The sequence below is a fragment of the Peptoniphilus rhinitidis 1-13 genome, assembly GCF_000246925.1.
Taxonomy (GTDB): Bacteria; Bacillota; Clostridia; order Tissierellales; family Peptoniphilaceae; genus Peptoniphilus_A; species Peptoniphilus_A lacydonensis.
The window spans coordinates 1-19,325 of sequence record NZ_BAEW01000012.1; the positions used below are offsets into that span (position 1 = coordinate 1).

Annotated in this window: 18 protein-coding genes, 1 tRNA gene and 1 pseudogene; all 20 read right to left on the reverse strand. The window is 26.9% G+C overall.

Translation table 11 applies throughout. The features are described 5' to 3' along the window. Positions 1-94: 94 nt before the first annotated feature. The 20 genes and pseudogenes from RH95_RS06970 to RH95_RS07065 all read right to left on the reverse strand — a co-directional run bounded on the left by RH95_RS06970 (position 95) and on the right by RH95_RS07065 (position 19,310). Positions 95-171 (reverse strand) — tRNA-His (locus RH95_RS06970). A gap of 68 nt (positions 172-239) precedes the next feature. Beyond that, entirely contained in the window at positions 240-824 is a 585-nt protein-coding gene (gene rdgB / locus RH95_RS06975; protein WP_010247159.1) for an RdgB/HAM1 family non-canonical purine NTP pyrophosphatase, read from the reverse strand. Beyond that, the gene (gene rph, locus RH95_RS06980; RefSeq protein ID WP_010247162.1) at positions 821-1,537 is read right to left on the reverse strand and encodes a ribonuclease PH; all 717 of its coding nucleotides are present in this window, start codon (positions 1,535-1,537) and stop codon (positions 821-823) included. The genes rdgB and rph overlap by 4 nt, the downstream gene beginning before the upstream one ends. 11 nt (positions 1,538-1,548) lie before the next feature. Further along, positions 1,549-2,895 (reverse strand): N-acetylmuramoyl-L-alanine amidase, encoded by a 1,347-nt coding sequence (locus RH95_RS06985; RefSeq protein ID WP_010247165.1) that lies wholly within the window; start codon positions 2,893-2,895, stop codon positions 1,549-1,551. 69 nt (positions 2,896-2,964) lie between these two features. Then, positions 2,965-3,951 carry an AIR synthase family protein gene (locus RH95_RS06990; protein WP_010247168.1) on the reverse strand — a complete coding sequence of 329 codons (987 nt, stop codon included), beginning with the start codon at positions 3,949-3,951 and terminating at the stop codon, positions 2,965-2,967. Between the two features lie 26 nt (positions 3,952-3,977). Beyond that, positions 3,978-5,252 (reverse strand): RNA polymerase beta'' subunit family protein, encoded by a 1,275-nt coding sequence (locus RH95_RS06995; RefSeq protein ID WP_010247171.1) that lies wholly within the window; start codon positions 5,250-5,252, stop codon positions 3,978-3,980. 3 nt (positions 5,253-5,255) lie between these two features. Continuing rightward, a complete protein-coding gene (locus tag RH95_RS07000) occupies positions 5,256-5,987 on the reverse strand; it encodes a prepilin peptidase (RefSeq protein WP_050992402.1) in 732 nt (243 codons plus the stop codon). After that, complete coding sequence (locus tag RH95_RS07005; RefSeq protein ID WP_010247177.1) at positions 5,977-6,354, reverse strand: prepilin-type N-terminal cleavage/methylation domain-containing protein; 378 nt, start codon at positions 6,352-6,354, stop codon at positions 5,977-5,979. Before RH95_RS07005 ends, RH95_RS07000 begins: the two co-directional genes overlap by 11 nt. An 11-nt stretch (positions 6,355-6,365) precedes the next feature. Beyond that, positions 6,366-7,535, reverse strand: a complete 1,170-nt coding sequence (locus RH95_RS07010; RefSeq protein ID WP_010247178.1) for a type II secretion system F family protein — start codon at positions 7,533-7,535, stop codon at positions 6,366-6,368. Continuing rightward, positions 7,532-8,212 (reverse strand): annotated as a pseudogene (locus RH95_RS07015) (GspE/PulE family protein); the annotation flags it as partial. The pseudogene RH95_RS07015 and the gene RH95_RS07010, both read right to left, overlap by 4 nt. A 48-nt stretch (positions 8,213-8,260) precedes the next feature. Beyond that, entirely contained in the window at positions 8,261-9,718 is a 1,458-nt protein-coding gene (locus RH95_RS07020) for a recombinase family protein (protein ID WP_010247184.1), read from the reverse strand. 18 nt (positions 9,719-9,736) lie between these two features. Beyond that, positions 9,737-11,365, reverse strand: coding sequence for a recombinase family protein (locus RH95_RS07025; protein ID WP_010247187.1), 1,629 nt, complete (start codon positions 11,363-11,365; stop codon positions 9,737-9,739). Further along, positions 11,366-12,991 carry a recombinase family protein gene (locus RH95_RS07030; protein WP_010247191.1) on the reverse strand — a complete coding sequence of 542 codons (1,626 nt, stop codon included), beginning with the start codon at positions 12,989-12,991 and terminating at the stop codon, positions 11,366-11,368. A 105-nt stretch (positions 12,992-13,096) separates the two neighbouring features. Beyond that, positions 13,097-13,495, reverse strand: a complete 399-nt coding sequence (locus RH95_RS09645; RefSeq protein ID WP_010247193.1) for a hypothetical protein — start codon at positions 13,493-13,495, stop codon at positions 13,097-13,099. A gap of 269 nt (positions 13,496-13,764) precedes the next feature. After that, on the reverse strand, positions 13,765-14,166 hold the full coding sequence (locus tag RH95_RS07040) for an RNA polymerase sigma factor (RefSeq protein ID WP_010247195.1): 402 nt from the start codon (positions 14,164-14,166) through the stop codon (positions 13,765-13,767). Between the two features lie 335 nt (positions 14,167-14,501). After that, positions 14,502-15,200 (reverse strand): 4'-phosphopantetheinyl transferase family protein, encoded by a 699-nt coding sequence (locus RH95_RS07045; protein WP_026038611.1) that lies wholly within the window; start codon positions 15,198-15,200, stop codon positions 14,502-14,504. A 142-nt stretch (positions 15,201-15,342) separates the two neighbouring features. Then, complete coding sequence (gene aroF / locus RH95_RS07050; RefSeq protein WP_010247201.1) at positions 15,343-16,314, reverse strand: 3-deoxy-7-phosphoheptulonate synthase; 972 nt, start codon at positions 16,312-16,314, stop codon at positions 15,343-15,345. Positions 16,315-16,431: 117 nt separating this feature from the next. Beyond that, the gene (locus tag RH95_RS07055) at positions 16,432-17,781 is read right to left on the reverse strand and encodes an MATE family efflux transporter (RefSeq protein ID WP_010247204.1); all 1,350 of its coding nucleotides are present in this window, start codon (positions 17,779-17,781) and stop codon (positions 16,432-16,434) included. Positions 17,782-18,005: 224 nt separating this feature from the next. Further along, the gene (locus RH95_RS07060; RefSeq protein WP_010247207.1) at positions 18,006-18,986 is read right to left on the reverse strand and encodes a radical SAM protein; all 981 of its coding nucleotides are present in this window, start codon (positions 18,984-18,986) and stop codon (positions 18,006-18,008) included. A gap of 18 nt (positions 18,987-19,004) precedes the next feature. Further along, positions 19,005-19,310, reverse strand: coding sequence for a phosphopantetheine-binding protein (locus RH95_RS07065; RefSeq protein ID WP_010247210.1), 306 nt, complete (start codon positions 19,308-19,310; stop codon positions 19,005-19,007). Positions 19,311-19,325: the final 15 nt, after the last annotated feature.

Here is a 19,325-nt window from a genome sequence, read left to right on the forward strand (position 1 = left end):
CACGATCTTGCGACCGCCAGATTTTGAGTCTGGTGCGTCTGCCAATTCCGCCACTCTAGCAAAAAAAGAAGTGCCCTAGGCACTTTTTATATTGTGGGGTGGATAGTGGGAATCGAACCCACGATCTTCAGGACCACAATCTGACGCCTTAACCAGCTAGGCCATACCCACCACAAACAATAGATACATCTTAACAAATTATAAATTAATTGTCAAGATTTTTTTACAAACTTAAACTCTTAAAGTTCTAAAATTTTATTCTTAAGATTTTCAAGTGCTTTCGCTCTGTGGCTTATTTTATTTTTTTCAGCAACTCCAAGTTCAGCAAAAGTTTTATCAAATCCCTTTGGTATAAAAATACTATCATATCCAAATCCTTGACTGCCCTTTTCTTTTTTTGAAATGCTACCTTCACATATCCCTTCAATTGGAATAATATTTTTGTCTTCATCAATTAAAATTATTTGAGTTTTGAAATATGCACTTCTGTCTTCTTTGTCTTCTAAATTTTTTAAAAGTTTCTCTCTATTTTTTTTATCATCATGCTCTGAAGCATATCTAGCTGAATGAACTCCAGGTTCTCCTCCCAATGCATTTACAAAAAGGCCTGTATCATCAGATAGTACTGCATACTTTGTTCTTTCTGCAATGGCATTAGCCTTTTTTAGAGCATTATCATAGAGCGTTAATCCATCTTCTTCAACTTCAAAATCTAAATCATAAATGTCAGATTTTGCCATGATTTCAATATCTAAATCTCCAAGTATTTCCTTTATTTCTTTTAACTTATTTTTATTATCAGTAGATAAAACTAAAGTCTTCATATATATTTCTCCAAAATATCAAAATACTTAAATATATCACAAATTCCAGTTTTTGCACCTTCTAAAAATTCATTTAATTCATTCATAGAAAAAGTATCCCCTTCTCCAGTACCTTGAATTTCAATAATTTCAAGTTTGTCATTCATAACTACATTTAAATCTACATCAGCATTAGAATCTTCTTTAAAATCTAAATCGACAAGTTTAATTCCATTAACCTTTCCAACACTTATGGCAGCAACTTTTGAATTTATTGGATCTTCTTCAATTTTTCCATCTTCTAAATATTTTTTTATTGCCAATCTAAGAGCAATATAAGATCCTGTTATAGAAGCTGTTCTAGTTCCACCATCTGCAGAAATCACATCACAATCTAACCAAATAGTTCTTTCTCCTATTTTATCCAAATCAATACAAGATCTTAAAGCTCTACCGATTAATCTAGAAATTTCGCTGCTTCTACCATCAATTTTACCTTTAGAAATATCTCTAATTTTTCTTGTAGGCGTTGAACCTGGAAGCATTGAATATTCACTTGAAAGCCATCCTTTATTTTTTCCTCTCAAAAATCCAGGGACTTTATTTTCAATCATAGCTGTACAGATTACTTTTGTTTCTCCACATTCAATTAACACTGAACCATCTGGGTGCTCCAGATAATTCGGTGTTATCTTAATAGGTCTTATTTCGTCATTTTGTCTATCTTCTCTCATATTTCCCTTTCTTATTTTACGACATAATTATCCATATAATTTTCTATTCCATTGTAAATTCCTTGTGCCAATTTATCGATATAAGCTAGATTTTTAATTTCTTCTAATTCACTTTCATTTGATAAAAACCCAAGTTCAACTAAAGCTGACACATTTTTAGTTTTGTTAAGAACAATTATTGCTGGTCTATTTTTTATTCCACGATTTGTTGCTCCTGTTTCTTTTATAAGAGCTTGTTGCAAGCAATTTGCAAAGTTCTTTTGTACTGTGTCCTTTATCTTAACATTTTTTTCTGAAGCATAGAGAACTTCTATGCCCTTTGCATCTGTATTATCAGAACTATTGAAGTGAATGGATAAAAATAAATCTGCGTTGCTATCATTTGAAATAGAAGCTCTGTCTAGTAACTTTACATATTCATCTCTAGTTCTTGTTATAGTTGCGTTTATATTCGGATTCGTATTTAATTTTTCCATCAAATTTTCTGCTACTAATAAATTTACATCTTTTTCATAAGTTTCGCCATCTGCTGCAATAGCACCTGAATCTTTTCCGCCATGTCCTGGGTCAATTACTATATTTAGTTTTCCATTTATTTCAATTTTATCTTTTATAACTCTATTTTCTCTATCTTTTAATTTAAGATCTGCTTCTTCAAAAATTTTATCTTCTTTTCCGTCTTTAATTTCATTTTTTATCTTATCTGTTTCTTTTTTTTCAACATTTGACTCAAAATAATTATTATCAAATATTGAATTAGATTTGCTATCTCTGTCCTTATTTTTTTTATTATCATTTACATCAGTCTTCAATTTCTTGTCTGAGTTTTTTGTAGATTTAGATTCATTTTTTTTCTCTAAAGTTGATTTTGAACTAAAAGTACTTATTTCTGCTCTAACTTCATCATTATTCCAATCAACATTATAGCCAAAAGTTTCTGAAATAAACCTTAGAGGAACCATGGTTTTAGTTTCTTTTCTAGGACTTTTATAGAGTGCAAGTTCTGGTGCTTGAGCCTTGTCTAAATTGACTTTTTTGTTGTTTACATAGACAACTGAACTGTCAATTTGCATCTTAATAACATCGCCATTTAAAGCAATATTAATACTTTGATTTTTCCCATTCCATTTTACATCTGCACCTAATTTCTCTGTGATTTCACGTATTGGTACAAAAGTTCTGCCTTCTTTTATGTATGGGACAAACTCAGTCTTCAAATTTTCATCATTTACTGTTACGCCTGCTTCTTTAACTTTAAAATTACTTCCGCTTATGCTTACATTAAAAATATTTGTCGCAAATACTGGTGTTATTAACACGAGCATAAATAATAATCCAATTTTCAAAAATTTTTTCATTTGATTTCACCTAATTAAAGTTTATATATCTTAAATTTGTTTGTCAATATTGTTACCTAATTGTAATATTTAAGAAATAACTTTGTATAATTCATCAGAATCAGGCTCATTCAAAACTATTTCATCTTTATCTTTTATAACTATACATTTTTTATCTGCGGTAATTTCACCTATTGATGTAACTTTGATATTTTTAGTTTCTGCTTCCTCTTTAAATCTTTTAAAATCGTCTTTATTAAATATCATAAGCATACTTCCACTTGAAATTAATCTGCAAGGATCAATATTATAAAATCTTGAAATCTTTTCTGTAATTTCTAATATAGGTATGTCGCAATAGTCTACTTTTATCCCATGATTTATCGCTATTGTTGTTTCCCATAAAGCTCCAAAAAGTCCACCCTCTGTTATATCGTGCATATGTTTTACATTATATTTGGATGCAATTTTCGACTCTTTTAGTACAGAAATTTCTTCTGAGAGTGAATTAGCAAAAGAAACTTCTTCTTCATCTAAAATCTTATTAATTTCATCTTTTTCATTTGAAATAATGCTAGTTCCTTCTATTCCAATATATTTTGAAACTGCTACAATATCTCCCTTCTCAACTTTTTTAACATCAGGTCTTTTATCTCTACTAACTCTTCCCAAAACTGTGGTAGAAATTATTATTTTATTTACAGCATCTGTGATTTCTGTATGACCTCCGACAATATCTAATTTTAATTTTTTACAAGTTTCATTTGCATCTTCTATTATTTCTTTTAAATCATTTATTGTGGCACTTGGAGGAATCAATACAGTTAACAAAACTCCAACAGGATCAGCACATTGACAACTTACATCATTTACTGAAACATTTATTGCTAAAGATCCTAAATTCTTAGATGCTCCTGTGATTGGATCTGTCGATGCTACGATAAGGTCATCTCCAAAATCTAAGAGAGCATTATCGAGCCCTGTACCACTTTTTAAAATAACTTCATCTCTATTTGAACTTAATTTATTAAAAATATATTTTTCTAATAATTCAGTTTTTAACTTTCCAATTTCCAAATTAACACCCCAAAAAAATTTTACTATTATTTTATTTGCATTTCAAATTTGTTGAATCCATCTTCTATATAAAAACCTTTATTTACAATATCAAAATCTTTGAAAATTTCATTAAAATAATTTTCATCCTTAACTATTCCTTTAACAATTATCTTTCCATCTTGAAAGGAATAGGCGGTTATAATTAGCTTATCATTTTCAAGCTCCTGAATTTTCGAAATTTTTTCTAAAAATACTTTATTTCTTTCTTGAAATTTATCGCTAGAATTATCTTCAGATTCGAGTTTAGTATTTTTTGTAGTTAAAATATTTTTTTCCGTATTTTCTACCATTCTTTTAAGATTTGAAAAATAAATTAAATTTGCCATTACTATTCCTAAAGAAAAAACAATTAAAAAAAGATTAATATAATTTACTTTCTTAACTTTTTTCTCTTTTCTTTCAGAAAATTTTATGTGTATATCTTCATCTAATAAATTCCACTTTAAACTACTATAAGTTTTTAAAATTTCTTTTATAATATCTGAATCACAAATATTTCCAAGAAAATAAATTCTATCTCCTTCTGCAAACTTTTCCATTTCATAGATATCATTTATAAAATAATTTTTAAATTTAAAATTAAAGTCCTCATCTATCTTTAATTCTTCTGGATCATATCGAAGATTAATAATATTAAAAGCATTTTTTTCTTCTAGATTATTTTCTTCTACTAATTTCCTTATATTTTCATTATAAATTTTTTTGTAAATATTTACTAAATTATCTTTTACAAAAATGTATTTTACATAGTCAACAGAAATTTCTATATATTTGCCATTTTTTTCAATAGATTGTGCTTCTGGAATAATTTCAAAATTCTCTACTCCAATTTTATCTAAGATTTCTTTAAACTTTAAAATAATTTCTTTTAAAACAAGGTCAATTGAAAGATCTAATATATCTTTCTCCTCCTTATGTCTATAAAAAATCTCATAATCATCAAGTTTAAAATCTCCATAGTCTTCAAGCTCTAGCTTTAAGAAATTCTTTATTTCACTTTCTTTAATTTTAGGAATTTTATAATTTATATGTATAGTTGAAGTGGAGTCAAAAATTAAAATTATGTTATCCCTCTTATTGAAATCAATATTTTCTAGAATCTTATCAAATTTGTAATAAAAATGATGATAGTCTAAAATTTTTCCATCTCTATATATTCTATAAGGAATTGGAATTAATTTGGATTTTTGATTACTCTTATCTTTAAATTCTATATAACCATCATTTATTTTTAACTTTATAATATTTTTATCAAACATAATTCACCTGCATAAAAGGAAAACAACAATAGCAATACTTATAAAAGGTCCAAAAGCAATTGAATCTTTTAGACTTTTTTTATTAAGTATAATTAAAACTAATGAAAAGACGGCAGCACTTATAAAAGAATTTCTAAAAAGTGCAAAAGCGTCAAATAAACTTTCTGCCAGAAATCCCATTACAAAAGAATAATATACATCTCCAAAACCCATCATACCAGTTGTAAAATACAAAAGATAAAAAATAGAACCCATTCCCAAAAAGTATTTTAATGAATTAAAAATGCTCGCTCTTTGAAAAATTTTAAGAACAATTACAAGAATAAGCAAAATAACCAAATCAATATTATAGATATATCCACTTTTGTAATCAATAATCCCAATAAATATCACAACTGTAATTATTCCAATAACCAAGAAAGTTTCAACACTTAAATCATATTTTAAATATATCAAAAGTGACAATATTGACACTGTAAATTCTGTAATAAGTTTGTCCTTTCCGATTTTATTTTTACAAGACGAACATTCTCCTTTAAGAAATATATAGGAAAAAACTGGAATGAGTTCATAAAAATATAACTTTTTGTTGCAAAAATCACAATGACTTCTACCATTTATAAAACTTTCATTCCTTTCCCTTCTATAAACAAATAAATTATAAAAAGAAGAAAAAGTCCCCCCAAGGAAAAATATTAATATCCCCAATAAAACTTTATACAAATTAATTTCCATTATCTAGAACTAAAGATTTATTTTCAACTTTCAAAATTCCTGGACTAACTTCTACGTCACCATCATCTTTTGCGGTTACAGTAAATTCTGTTGCGCCTGAATAATGTTTTGCTGGTTTTGGAACTTTATCTCCTTCTAAGTATGGCTTTAAACTATCAACTGATATACTTCCCCTTGTATTAGGATTATCTATTAGATATAAAATACCTGCACTTTTTAATACCTTTACATTTGAGTTGTGAGCTGCAGCTTCTGCGGCTAAATTCGTAGTACTATATCTCATAGCAGCAATGGAAATTAGAATTGCAATAATTGCAATAACTATTACAAGTTCAATTAATGTAAAACCTCTTTTTTTCTTTTTCATTTTAATACCTCCTAAAATTGATTTACCATATCAAAAATTGGGAGTGCAATTGATAGCACTATAAATCCAATTATAATGGACATAATTATTATTAACACTGGTCCGAGAACTCCAAGAAATTTTTTATTGTGGCTACTCAATTCTTCATCATAAAATTTTGACATTGTAGAAAAAATTTCTTTTAAATTAGAAGACTCTTCTCCAACATGAACCATAGATATTAAAATCTGTGGAAATACTTTAGTTTTTTCTATACTTTTAGAAAAACTTTCTCCAGATTTTATATCCTTTAAAATTTTTTCATACTTTTTCTTTAATATCACATTCCTTTCCATATTTGAAATTATTTTTAAACTCTTATCTACTGTGAGCCCTGCACCAAGCAATAAATCCATATTAAATGTAAACTTTAAAGTTTCTTTCATCCTATAATTTTTAAACTTTAAAAAAATTTTATGGAAGAATTCTGGATTTTTCTTATGGTAAATAAATGCAATTAGTATTATCAAAGCTATAATTAAAATTATATGAATATAATTATTATTCAAAAAATTAGAAAAACTTATTAGTATTCTTGTTGGCTTTGGAAGAATATTGTCATTTGAACTAAAAATTTCCTCAAAACTTGGAATAACATTTATTATTAAAAAATTAATTACAAAAACTGCAGTTATAAGTAAAATTATAGGATATGCCATTGTCTCTTGTATTTTTGAAGACATTTCTTTCTTTTTTATGTAATAATTTGATAAATTCTCAAAAATTTTCCCAAGACTCGATGTATTTTCACCCACATAAACCATATTTATTACAAGAATTGGGAAGGCTTTAGTATTTTCCATAGATGAAGAAAGAGATATACCCTGTCTAATATTTCCCTTAATATTTAATAATATTTGCTTTTTTTCTTTTGAGAATTGAGAACTTAATATTTCAAGGGAATTTTCTATATTTATTCCTGAATTTATTAAAAGTGAAAGTTCCCTAAATAAAATATAAAGTTCTTCACTTTTAAATTTTTCTCCAAATTTAAAAGTATTTGCTGACTCAATATTTTCTTCTATGTTTATCGGTCTAAGTCCATCTTTTTTTAATTTTTCTTTAGCTTCTTTAATATCTTTAGCATCAACATTTCCCTTTACTATTTCCTTCCCTTTAAATGCCTTATACCTATAAATCATAATTCACCAACAGTATGAACATTTTTATAAAATTCTTCAAAGGTCGTTTCTCCATTTTCTATTAAATTTAAAATTTCATGAGATAATGTATTCATTCCCTTTTTAATTGAAACTTCTTTTATTTTTGCTACACTTTCTCTATTAGTTATCATCTGTCTTATTTCACTATCAACTATCATTATTTCAAATACTGCAATTCTTCCACTATAACCAGAATTACACTTTTCACATCCAGAAGCTCTGTAAACATATTTTGAATTAACAAGTGGATTCGTATTTTTAATTTTTTCTTTGCAATGTGGGCAAAGTTTTCTAATTAATCTTTGTGAAATTACTCCAATAAGACCAGCAGAAATTAAATAAGGTTCGATTCCCATGTCAATTAGTCTTCCAATTGATGCCGGAGAACTTTCAGTGTGAAGTGTAGATAAAACTAAGTGTCCTGTTATTGAAGAAGATATGGCAATATGTGCTGTATCTTCATTTCTAATTTCACCAATCATTACTTTATCTGGATCCATTCTTAAAATTGCCTTTAATCCCTTTTCAAAAGTAAGCCCTGTATTTGGATTTACTTCAATTTGATTTATTCCATCAATTTTATACTCAATAGGATCTTCAATTGTCATTATATTTATATCATCTTTTTGAATCTTTCTAAGAATAGTATATAAACTAGAAGTTTTGCCCTATTGTGTCAAGTTATTGCTTATAATTATATCACATTATTTATAGACAATTTCTATGTTTTTTGAGGCGTCTACTATAATCTCTTTTATGTTATTTTCAACGATTTCATTAGTTAATTTTAAGTCTGTATTACACATAGTAATATTTTCTAATTTATCTTTAGTTTCAGACTCCTTTTTTAAACTACTTAATTGTTCATTTATATTATTCTTAATTACTAGAAATTCTTCTCGTGTAAGTTTAGAATCTAAATATAACTCATAGTTCTTTTGTATTTCAAATTTTAGTGCATTCACTTTTCCTTGATCTATTTTTTTACTTTTAATAGTCTTTCTTTCTTCTAATTTTACACCTCTTCTTTTTAAACTCTCCAACACATAACTTTCGACTGTGTTTGAACTAATGGAATTTGACTTTGAATTTAAGCTACATACTCTACATCTAAATCTACAGTCATATTTCTTTTCATTTTTACCAACAACTGCTCTGTAATCAAACTTCATTTTATGGCCACATACACCACATCTTACTTTTGACCTAATAGGGCTATCCACATCTCTTGCATCATTATGAGCCGGAAACGATCTTTGATTTAATATATCTTGAACTTTATTAAATTCCTCTTTGAAAATAATTGGTTCAAAAGCATTTTCTATTCTGCCCCATTCTTCTTTAGGTCTTGGTATACTTTTTCTTATTGGAGTTTTGTACGTTTTATTATATAAAAATACTCCTGTGTAAGATTCATTTCTTAGAATTCTACTTATCTGTCCTGTTGTCCACAAAATCTTTTTATAATTTTCTAGACTTTCTCCTCTTAATACTCTCTTTCTTTCAGATCCTGTAAGATATTTTTCCTTATTAAAATTTTTAGCTATACTTCCCTGGGAATGTCCTTCTAATATCATATCAAAAGCTTTTCTTACCACTTTAGCAGATATGTCATCTTTTATGATTTTGTATTTATTTTTTGGATCTTTAACATAACCAAAAGGCGCCTCGTTAATTATCTTTCCCTTTGACTTTAGTGAATTCAAAGTAAGCTTTATTTTTTCTGAAAGTTCTTTACTATAATAATCGTAAAGTAATGATTTAAATTGAGTGTCAATTTCAATGGTTCCATTACAATTATCTTTACTATCAAATCCATCATTGATAGAAATAAATCTTATTCCTAAAAACGGAAAAATATTTTCTAAATAGTTTCCAGTTTCAATATAGTCTCTTGAAAATCTAGATAAATCTTTTACAATAATACAATTGGTATTTAGATCTCTTATATCTTCCATTAATCGTTCAAATGCAGGTCTATTTGTATTCATACCTGAATAACCGTCATCTATATATTCAATTTTATTATCTACACAAAAATCAGAAAAATTTTTATCAATATATGATAGAATTAATTGTCTTTGATTCTTTATGCTATTACTTTCCTCATTTTTTTCATAATCTTCTTTAGATAATCTCATGTAAATTCCTATTTTATACATCTTGATTTCCTCTGACTTTTAAAGTGTAAAAGTAAAGTATACGTCTAATTTTTTATCTTTATGAACAATAATCTTGTCAATTAAATTCTTATAATATCCAGATTGTTCCCTGTCAAGTTGGTATAAGTTCTTTGAAAACTCAATTCCTTTTAAATACTTATTCTTTAATTTGGTTAGTTGATTATCAACTATTTTTCTTTCTCTTTCAATTGTTTTCTTTTGATTATTTTTAACTTCTCTGATTTTTTTATAGTAATCAATTTTAACTTGTCCTTGACAATATTTTTCATATGTTTTTAATATTTCATATTCAAGATCTTTTATTTTCTTGTCCATAGATTCTAAGGACTTCATCTTATTTTGCTTTAAACTTTCATATTTTGATTTAAGAGTTTCTTCAACCCATTCAAAGCTAATGTTTTCTTCCATTAATTTTTTTATTTCTTCATTTAATATGCTTTTTAACTGTATCTCTGAAATAACCACATGGTTATTACTCCTATCTTCTTCTAGATTTCTACAACCATAGTAGTAATATCTTCTGCCACAAGAAACAGAGTAATATCTATATAATTTATTTCCACATATACCACAAAATAGCAATCCGTAAAAGCAATCTTCTCTTCCCTCATATTTTGGTATCAAGTATTTTCCGAAACTCTTATCATATTTATCTCTTAATAGTTTTTGAACATTTTGAAATACTTTTTTGTCTATAATTGCTTCATGTCTATCTTCAATTCTTATCCATTCTTTTTCTGGTCTTACTTTATTCCTACTACCATCCTCTAGCATATTTGTATATCTACCTTGAACTAAATTTCCAATATAAGCTTCATTTTTTAAAATTCTTTGAATAGACCAATTTCTCCATCCAGGATTCGTTTCTTTGTCTTTATATACTTCTCCTGTTTTGTAATAAATGTTTGGCGGATTATATCTTTTTTTATTTAATTCTCTAGCTATTGTTACCATACTTGCTCCATTATTAGCTAATTCAAAGATATAAACTATTTCATCTCTTACTTTTTCATCAACTTTAAATACACTTCCACCTTCTGCTTTTACTGATATATATCCAAAAGGTGGCTTCCCGCCAATATGGTATCCTTTCTTCATTAATTCTTTTTTAGAACTTCTAACTTTTTTTGATATGTCTTTTGAATACATATCATTCATGATATTTTTAATTGTTACTTCAAAGCTTTTCTTATCATCAAGCCCATTTAAAGAATCTACTTTATCTATAACAGATATGAATCTAACTTTTAAAAATGGGAATATATTTTCTATATAGTTACCTATTTCTAAGTATTCTCTTCCAAACCTTGATAGATCTCTTACTATAATACAATTAATTTCTTTTGACTTAACATCTCCCATCATCTCTATAAATCCTGGACGTTTAAAATTTGTGCCTGTGAATTCATAATCTTCGTAGATTTTTACTACTTGTATATCATTTTCTTCTGCATACTTTCTTCCTATTTCTATTTGGCTATCAATAGATTCACTTTTATTCCTATACTTTTCTTTTCTATCTTGAGATAATCGTGTGTATATTCCTGCTCTATATTTAGTTTCTTTTTTAGATAATAAAGCTACTTTGTTATCTTTATTTAAATATCTTTTACTAGTTCTAGCCATTTAGCTTATCCTCCTAGCTGAAGAAATGTTTTTTAAAGAATCTAGCTCCTTATCATTTGCTATCATTTTATTGAGTATTTTAAACTCTTCTGCATGATTAAATACTACTTGGATTTCTTTATTCTCTCCAATAACGATCTTATTTACCAACATAACTAATGATAATCTGTCGATTTTATTTAATTGTTTATTTCTCTTAATTTCATTAATCCATTTTTTGTTTTCTTCTAGAAGTTTATACACATTAGATTTTATATTTTCTCTATTTTGTATTTCTTTATCAATTTCTTTAATTTTACTTTTATAAGCTTCTCTAAACCTATTAAATTCATTTTTTGTCAATATTTTATCTTCTAAATCGCTATATAGACAAGATAGTATAGCTTCGTACTTCTCTTTTTGTCTTATTAACTCACGTCCTTCATAATCAATAGCAGATAATTTTATTTCTTTATTTTTAATCTTCTTATATAGCAACTCTTGAAAAGATATATATTGAGTAAATATCTCTTTAATTATTTCTAAAAGTTCTTCTTTTTTTATAGCATGTCTAGTGCAAGAACCATTTTTGTTATAATTTGAGCATATATACTGAACTATCTTTTTGTCTCCACTTTTTATTTCTCTTCTTATTAGTGGTGATCCGCAATCTTTACAGAACATTAAACCAGCAAAAATATCTGGAGTTTTATTTCTAGCTTGCCATACATCTCTATCTAATAAATTATTTGCTATATTAAATATCTCTTTTGATACAATTTCTTCATGGCAATTTTTAACTATGACCCAATCATTAGGACCTACACAAATTTCTTTTTCGCTTTTGTAGTTTAATTTAATCCTTTTTCCTTGTTCCATATAACCGATATATACTCTATTTCTGATAATCCTATTTATAGAGTTAACTGACCACTTTCCACCTTTGATTGGTCTAAATCCCCCATTAAAATTTAATCCTGATTTTTCCTTATAAATTAATGGAGAATCAATTCCAAGATCATTTAAATGGTATGCTATAGAATTAGAAGAATATCCTAACAATTTCATTCCAAATATTCTTTTTACTACTTCAGCAGCTTTTTCATCAATTTCTAATTTATTCTTATTTTCTTTGCTCTTCTTATATCCATATGGAGCAAAAGCGCCTATATAATCTCCTTTTTCCCTCTTAACTTTTTGAGCACTTCTTACTTTATTTGATATATCTCTACAATAGCTATCGTTTATGAAATTTTTTATTGGTAATATAAGGTGTGTATCATTCATATCTGCATTTTGGCTATCATAATTATCTGTTATGGATATAAATCGAACCTGCATATCTGGAAATATTTTTTGAATATATCGTCCTGCTCCTATATAATCTCTTCCAAATCTTGATAAATCCTTTACTATCAAAGTGTCGAATTCTTTATTTTCAAGACTTCTTATCATTTCATTAAATTGTGGACGATTATAAGTAGCTCCTGAATAACCATCATCAACAAATTCTTTTAAAATTTTTATTCCTTGCTTATTTGCATAGTTATGAATTAATTCTCTTTGATTTGATATTGAGTTGCTTTCTTCTACATCTCCATCTTCTCTTGATAATCTTAAATAAATACAAGCTTTACTTTTGCACATAAAAAAGCCCTCCTTCATTTTATTCTTTAGATACAAAATTAAATGAAGGTTAGGCTTCCACAACCAAAGTATAACGCTCCTTATTTTTTATTTCAATACTCTTTATTAAAAAATAAATAGTTTTTCTTCTATATATGATTCTACTATATCGCTTAATGTTAGACCTGTATCTTTAAATGTAAATAGTACTTTGTAGCCATCTATGTCGTAAGTTTTATCACTTGTTTTTTCTTCTTTTTTCAAGCTTTCATTTTGTATACCTTCTTTTATTTTTTGTTCATCTAAATTTAAGTTATTCATACTTCTAAGCTCCTTAAATAAACAGTTAAGTTTTATGACTTTGGTAGGTGTCTTGGCAGACAGCATAGGAATTTCACCTCCGCCTCTTTTTAGATGAGCCGGCATCAACTTTAGAAGTATCATTATCCCCAAGTACTTCATAGCACAGAAAGCCATTTCTGATTTACAGGTACTATTTGTCGCTCTCTTTCTTTTATCCTTCAATTCTTTTTTGAGTATCCATTTAAACCTAATCTTTTAAGCAGAAAGATCTTGGCGTAGTTTGTATCGCTCCATACTTGGTTAATGTCCTATCGTGGTCTATGCAGTTGTCAAGGTTCAATTTTTTTATCTATATAAATCGAGTGATAAAAAATATCCCTCTATATATAAACCTTAATTTTTAGGTCTCTTGTTTCCATTTTTTTAGAAATTTTTTTAATTTTTTTACAAAAAATAGAGAGCAAAGACTGCTCCCCGTTGATATCTTCTTATTATTCTCTTTCAATTATTTTCTTTAGTTTTTGTAATATTTTATTTCTAAGGCTAAATATTTTCTTAGGAGACACTTTTTCTTGTTTCGCTAAATCTCTAATGGTTCTTCCTTCAAAATATAGGGCAATAATTATTCTTCTCTCATATTCGTTTAATTTATCGAGTGCCCTATATAGATCTTCTAACCTCAGTTTAGTTTCTATTATTTTTTCTATATCTACTTTTTTGTCTTCTATGTTTTCTATGGAATCGTTTACTCCTCGAAAATTATAGTCTATATATTTTCCATCTATTCTTTGTAGATATTCTTCATGATTTTTAAGTTTTTTATATTCTTGATATATTTCATCACTTACATATACTTTTTTCCCGTTTACATAAATATATTTTTCTTCAGACATATTATCCTCCTTCTTATTCTCAAATTTATTTTTGAAAATAAAAAAGGAGGACTACGGCATTTTGATATGCCAAGTCCTCTTAAATATAAACAGTTAAAATCTATTTGGCTTTTCTTATATTCGGATTTTAATTCTTTAAAAAGGACGTGAAGTTAAATTAAACCCTATTCTACAAATACATACAATAAATCTACCATATATTCTTATTAATAAAAATATTCTATTCATACTTACTTATTTCAAATAGTCCTCATCAAAAATCAGTTTAAAATATCATTTATGAACAATTAATTCTTAACTATTTTTATCCTAATATTCATCTTTTAATTTAATATTTATACTTTATTTTCTATACAAATAGTACCAAAATATTCATATGGTATTAAACTTAATGTTAGTAAATACCTATTCACTTTTTTTGCATTGTCTTTAATTTTTATTATTTCATCATTCGTATAAATGATTTCTATTTCTCTTGGATTTCTTATAAAACCACAACCTTCACATTTTAAATAGGCTTCTTTTATCGTCCAATATCTAAAAAACTCAACTAAATCATTTCCTATATTTTTAATTTCTTTATTTGTAAAGCAACTTTTCAATATGCACTCAATATCAAATTTATAATTTACTTTTTCAACATCTACCCCGATTTTTCTTTTTGAAAAACCAACCAATACATATCCATCCGTATGTGAAATATTGAATTTAATTTCTTCCTTATTTTTAATATACGGTTTATTATATTTATCCTTTAAAATAACTATATTTTCACAATTAGTATTTAATATTGTTTCGTAAGCTTTATTTAAAATACTTCTTGAAACCGCAAAATTTATTTTTGAAACTTCCGATATATATTCATCAACCTTTTTTACATCTTTATGCTTTAAAAAACATTTTAACTCATTTAACTCAAACACGTCCGTCTTAGATTCAACCAATAATACATCGTAAAAATTAAGTATTTTACTTATTTTATTTATATTTTCAAGTTCTTTTATATTTGAAATTTTCATTCTATATATTTTCATATTAATCAATGAATTCCACAATTTAATATCTTTTTATTTATATTCATATTTTTTAATTATTTATATCGAAATTTAGTATATGGATTTATTTATTCATTTCGCTTAGTATTAATAATATTTTTTGCAATTATTCTTATTTTCCCTATTTATTAAATTGAGTTAATATATTTTTTAACATGGGAATACTAACTGTCTGCTCACCATCACTCCAAGCACTCTCAGGATTCAAATGAGATTCAATTATAACGCCATCAGCCCCTGCTACTATTGAAGCCTTTGTTAATGGCTCTATTAACTCTCTTTTCCCTGTAGCATGACTTGGATCTGCAATAATTGGTAGGTGCGTGAGCTCTTTCAATAACGTAATCGAAGCTATATCAAATGTATTTCTTAAATAATCACCATATGATCTTATTCCTCTTTCACAAAGAATTATTCTCTCATTGCCTCCAAGCATAATGTATTCAGCACTCAGTAAAAATTCTTTTATAGTCGCACTTAATCCTCTTTTTAAAAGTATAGGTTTATTCACTTTACCTAATTCTTTCAATAACGTATAATTATACATATTTCTTGAGCCGACCTGTAATATATCAACTTTATCTATCATATATTCTAATTCTCTGACATCCATTATTTCAGTTACTACTGGCATTTCCATTTCTTTTCCGACTTTACAAAGAATATCAACGCCTTCTTTTCCCAATCCTTGAAAATCATATGGCGAAGTACGCGGTTTAAACGCCCCACCTCTTAAAATATCCACTCCTAATTTTCTTATCTCAAAAGCAATTCTTCTCAAAACGTCTTCCGATTCAATAGAACACGGCCCAGATATTATTATCGGATTATCCCCACCTATTTTTAATTCTTTAATGTAAATTATTGTCTTTTTTTTATATTTTTTAGTTACTAAGTAACCATTCTCCAAAGATAATTTTTTTGACTTTAAAAATGTTTTTTCTTCATTTTCAATTTTTTCTTTTATACTGGCATCAAATATGTTAATAATATAATATTTTTTAATATGATATGAGTCGTATTTTATTTTTTTCGAAATCAAATAGTTCTTACATTTTTTATAATAATTCTTATTATCGAATATATAATGCATTTTATATCATCCACTTTCTATTTTGAAACAATTTATTTAATTACCCAACATTGTAATCAAATCCTTCAATTAGAATCATTTTTCCCTAATGTACATTAGAATATTTATACAACAATTTTAGGATTCTATTTTATTTTCTAATAATTTCTTATTAACACTAATAGCAAAAGGAATCGTAATTATTGTTGTCAATGCATCCGATATTGCTTGAGCATATATCACACCATCTAATCCAATCATTTTGGGTAATAGTAAAATAACTGGTATAAATACAATGCCTTGTCTTAGGGAATTTAAAAAAGCTCCAGCTAAGGCTTTACCTATTGCTAAATATAATGTTGCGTAGGTAAATTGAAATCCAAATGTTATAAACATTATTACCCCAGCTTTTAAAGCTGGAATTGCTATCCTCAGTACATCCTTATCTTTTCCAAATACTGATAATATACTTGGTGCAAATAAATATATAATAGCTGTCCAAACTATACAAAATAGAGTCGTCCATTTTATGCTCGCTTTTATCGCTTCTTGTACTCTTTCATAATTTTTAGCTCCGTAATTAAAACCTGCTATAGGTTGTAATCCTTTCATATATCCTGCTACTACATTTGTACCAAGAGTTACTATTCTAAGAACTATTCCCATTGCTGCTATTGCTTCCTCTCCATAAAAAGAAGCCGCATAAGATATTTTACTTATTGCTATGGTTTGCAAAATCTGAAGTATTAATAGAGATATTCCTATTTTTAGTATTTCTTTATAAATTGCAAGTGTAGGTTTGAAGTTAGGTATTTTAATTTTAATTAAATTTTTATCTCCAATAAAGTAAATAAGATACATTAAGCTAGTTATAACTCTAGCTATTAGTGTTGCAATTGCAGCACCTTTCACTCCCAAATTTAATTTAAAGATGAATATTGGATCTAAAATTATGTTTGATAAAGATCCTACAATCATTGCTTTCAAGGAGATTTTAGCTGCTCCCTGTGAAACTGCTAAATTCCCTAGAGTAACATTCACAGCTCCTAAAACTCCACCTATTATAAACAGACTAGTATATGTTTTAGCAAGTTCCATAATAACTGGAGTCGCTCCCATAAACTTCATCACACTATCTAAAGAGTAAAATAACACAATTGCTATTATTATCGACATAATAGCGCTAGAAAATAAAGAAACTGTAGCTACAATATTTGCTTCTTTGTTATTTTTCGCTCCTAATAATCGTGAAATATAAGAGCCTGCTCCTGCTCCAAATGTTAATCCTATTCCTAAAAAGATAAGTTGAATTGGAAATGCAACTGAAACGGCAGCTACAGCTTCTTTCCCAAGTCCCGAAACAAAATAGGTATCTACAACATTGTATAACGCAGCTACCAATAAGCTGATAACCATAGGAATCCCAAGCTTAAAGAGTGCTTTATCAATATTTTCTTCTTTCAATATTTTTATTCTATTTTCATTCATTCTAACTTTTCCCTCTTTTTACTTTTTATTCTTCTATAATCATTTAACAAAAATACTACTAACAAAGCATTCCTATAATTTTTTATATCGTGCTCTATTTCCTATATAAACACAATATCAAATTATTCAAAATAATTATATGCTATATATCCTACCACAATATAATTTGTATTTTATATTTGTATGTTTTAAATAAGTAAATCTATATATTAAAACAATTCATTCTAGATTAAATGATCCGTTTCCATCATCATAAAATTATTTGTTTGTTTATTTAATTCTTCTCTTACTTCTCTATTAAAAGGATGACAAATCCATTCAAAGTTTGTCTTTTTAAAGCGCTCATCTTTACATCCACATACTGATAATGTTATATCATATTTTTTACATAATTCATGAATTTTTTCTATTCTTTTTACCTTATTTTCAAAAGGAATAGAATATAAATCTTGTCCAGAAATAGTCGGCGTTTTTTTCGTAAGAAGCTCTGTAACCTGTCTAGTATATTTATCATTTGACCATTTATTTTTAATATCTTTAGTTAATACTACATATCCAGCAACTATCTCGTTAACCCCTAATACGCTAATATCTTTTAGTATTTTTTCAATATTTTCATTAGTATCATCAATATTAGGCAATAAAGGATCCATTCTAACAACTAATGATCCTAAGCCTTCTATTTTTGTTAATTTTTTAATATTATTAATTCTTTGAGTATAAGAAGGTGCTCCTGGTTCTATTTTGTTGTTCCTATGATCATCATAATTGGAAACATCAATCTGTATATTCATTAAATTAGGTCTTTCTCTAACTATGTCCAAAATAGAATCGTCAAAAATACCTTTAGTGATAAATAATACATGGACATTATTTTCCAACAATTTTTTTAATACTATTTTTGCTGATTCTTTAACGTTTTCATTTCCCAAAGGATCTGAAGAGTAGCACATATATACTGATGGTGGAAATTCTTTCCTCTCCAAAAATTTTTCTAATTTTAATGTTAACACTTCACCTTTATAATTAGGATTGTGTAATGTATATACCTTTAATTCTAATGGTGAAAATATACAATATGAACACTTATGAGAACAACCTAATGATAAATCAATTACGTATCCTTTACAGGCATTATACTCATACCTTATATCTGCTTGTAAATCTCTTGAAATTCCCCAGTTAATTTCCTTATTACTTTTCATATTATTCCCCCCCATTAATCATAATAATTTTTCAAATTCATCAATAAAACTAAATATTGATTTCACATAAATATCGTCTGTATCAGCAAAGAGAAATAGAAGTAACTTTTCTATGTCTATATTTTTTTCAATAATATCTTCATCGCCTTTTATAAGTTTTTCTCTTATTTTTAATAGTAAATCCATCATTTCTATAGAATCTAATCCTAAATCATTTGTAATAGACGTTTCTACACTAATTTCATCAACTTGTTTGTTTGGAGATACCTCCAATAGACATTCTCTTATAATATTAAGTTTTTCTATATTATTATAATTTTTCATATGCTCCTCCAATTT

What these genes read in the sequence shown, in the direction of transcription:
- RH95_RS07030 (WP_010247191.1), bottom strand. Translation starts at nt 12,991, where the DNA reads ATGTGCAAAAGTAAAGCTTGTATTTATTTAAGATTATCAAGAGAAGAT.
- RH95_RS07045 (WP_026038611.1), bottom strand. Translation starts at nt 15,200, where the DNA reads ATGAAAATATATAGAATGAAAATTTCAAATATAAAAGAACTTGAAAAT.
- RH95_RS07010 (WP_010247178.1), bottom strand. Translation starts at nt 7,535, where the DNA reads ATGATTTATAGGTATAAGGCATTTAAAGGGAAGGAAATAGTAAAGGGA.
- RH95_RS06995 (WP_010247171.1), bottom strand. Translation starts at nt 5,252, where the DNA reads ATGTTTGATAAAAATATTATAAAGTTAAAAATAAATGATGGTTATATA.
- RH95_RS07060 (WP_010247207.1), bottom strand. Translation starts at nt 18,986, where the DNA reads ATGAAAAGTAATAAGGAAATTAACTGGGGAATTTCAAGAGATTTACAA.
- RH95_RS07000 (WP_050992402.1), bottom strand. Translation starts at nt 5,987, where the DNA reads ATGGAAATTAATTTGTATAAAGTTTTATTGGGGATATTAATATTTTTC.
- RH95_RS07065 (WP_010247210.1), bottom strand. Translation starts at nt 19,310, where the DNA reads ATGAAAAATTATAATAATATAGAAAAACTTAATATTATAAGAGAATGT.
- RH95_RS07005 (WP_010247177.1), bottom strand. Translation starts at nt 6,354, where the DNA reads ATGAAAAAGAAAAAAAGAGGTTTTACATTAATTGAACTTGTAATAGTT.
- RH95_RS07025 (WP_010247187.1), bottom strand. Translation starts at nt 11,365, where the DNA reads ATGGCTAGAACTAGTAAAAGATATTTAAATAAAGATAACAAAGTAGCT.
- RH95_RS07040 (WP_010247195.1), bottom strand. Translation starts at nt 14,166, where the DNA reads ATGTCTGAAGAAAAATATATTTATGTAAACGGGAAAAAAGTATATGTA.
- RH95_RS07055 (WP_010247204.1), bottom strand. Translation starts at nt 17,781, where the DNA reads ATGAATGAAAATAGAATAAAAATATTGAAAGAAGAAAATATTGATAAA.
- RH95_RS07020 (WP_010247184.1), bottom strand. Translation starts at nt 9,718, where the DNA reads ATGTATAAAATAGGAATTTACATGAGATTATCTAAAGAAGATTATGAA.
- rdgB (WP_010247159.1), bottom strand. Translation starts at nt 824, where the DNA reads ATGAAGACTTTAGTTTTATCTACTGATAATAAAAATAAGTTAAAAGAA.
- RH95_RS06985 (WP_010247165.1), bottom strand. Translation starts at nt 2,895, where the DNA reads ATGAAAAAATTTTTGAAAATTGGATTATTATTTATGCTCGTGTTAATA.
- aroF (WP_010247201.1), bottom strand. Translation starts at nt 16,314, where the DNA reads ATGCATTATATATTCGATAATAAGAATTATTATAAAAAATGTAAGAAC.
- rph (WP_010247162.1), bottom strand. Translation starts at nt 1,537, where the DNA reads ATGAGAGAAGATAGACAAAATGACGAAATAAGACCTATTAAGATAACA.